General features: G+C 52.6%; 1 rRNA gene. It reads right to left on the bottom strand.

Going from position 1 to position 1547, the window contains the following annotated elements:
* Nucleotides 1-59 precede the first annotated feature (59 nt).
* Nucleotides 60-1547 (bottom strand): 16S ribosomal RNA (locus AB5M32_RS13580); the annotation flags it as partial.

A 1547-nucleotide genomic window follows, 5' to 3' on the forward strand; every position in this document is an offset into this window, starting at 1 on the left:
ACCTCTCAAAACTGAACAAAGTGAAAAACAAACAGTGTAGTCTCCGTAATATTCCTTAGAAAGGAGGTGATCCAGCCGCACCTTCCGATACGGCTACCTTGTTACGACTTCACCCCAATCATCTATCCCACCTTAGGCGGCTGGCTCCAAAAGGTTACCTCACCGACTTCGGGTGTTACAAACTCTCGTGGTGTGACGGGCGGTGTGTACAAGGCCCGGGAACGTATTCACCGCGGCGTGCTGATCCGCGATTACTAGCGATTCCGGCTTCATGTAGGCGAGTTGCAGCCTACAATCCGAACTGAGAGAAGCTTTAAGAGATTAGCTTAGCCTCGCGACTTTGCGACTCGTTGTACTTCCCATTGTAGCACGTGTGTAGCCCAGGTCATAAGGGGCATGATGATTTGACGTCATCCCCACCTTCCTCCGGTTTGTCACCGGCAGTCTTGCTAGAGTGCCCAACTAAATGATGGCAACTAACAATAAGGGTTGCGCTCGTTGCGGGACTTAACCCAACATCTCACGACACGAGCTGACGACAACCATGCACCACCTGTCACTTTGCCCCCGAAGGGGAAGCTCTATCTCTAGAGTGGTCAAAGGATGTCAAGACCTGGTAAGGTTCTTCGCGTTGCTTCGAATTAAACCACATGCTCCACCGCTTGTGCGGGCCCCCGTCAATTCCTTTGAGTTTCAACCTTGCGGTCGTACTCCCCAGGCGGAGTGCTTAATGCGTTAGCTGCAGCACTGAAGGGCGGAAACCCTCCAACACTTAGCACTCATCGTTTACGGCGTGGACTACCAGGGTATCTAATCCTGTTTGCTCCCCACGCTTTCGAGCCTCAGCGTCAGTTACAGACCAGAGAGCCGCCTTCGCCACTGGTGTTCCTCCATATATCTACGCATTTCACCGCTACACATGGAATTCCACTCTCCTCTTCTGCACTCAAGTCTCCCAGTTTCCAATGACCCTCCCCGGTTGAGCCGGGGGCTTTCACATCAGACTTAAGAAACCGCCTGCGCTCGCTTTACGCCCAATAAATCCGGACAACGCTTGCCACCTACGTATTACCGCGGCTGCTGGCACGTAGTTAGCCGTGGCTTTCTGGTTAGATACCGTCAAGGGATGAACAGTTACTCTCATCCTTGTTCTTCTCTAACAACAGAGTTTTACGATCCGAAAACCTTCTTCACTCACGCGGCGTTGCTCGGTCAGACTTTCGTCCATTGCCGAAGATTCCCTACTGCTGCCTCCCGTAGGAGTTTGGGCCGTGTCTCAGTCCCAATGTGGCCGATCACCCTCTCAGGTCGGCTATGCATCGTCGCCTTGGTGAGCCGTTACCTCACCAACTAGCTAATGCACCGCGGGTCCATCCATCAGCGACACCCGAAAGCGCCTTTCAAATCAAAACCATGCGGTTTCGATTGTTATACGGTATTAGCACCTGTTTCCAAGTGTTATCCCCTTCTGATGGGCAGGTTACCCACGTGTTACTCACCCGTTCGCCACTCCTCTTTTTCCGGTGGAGCAAGCTCCGGTGGAAAAA

It is taken from the genome of Enterococcus sp. C57 (assembly GCF_040887305.1).
Lineage (GTDB): Bacteria > Bacillota > Bacilli > Lactobacillales > Enterococcaceae > Enterococcus_B > Enterococcus_B hirae.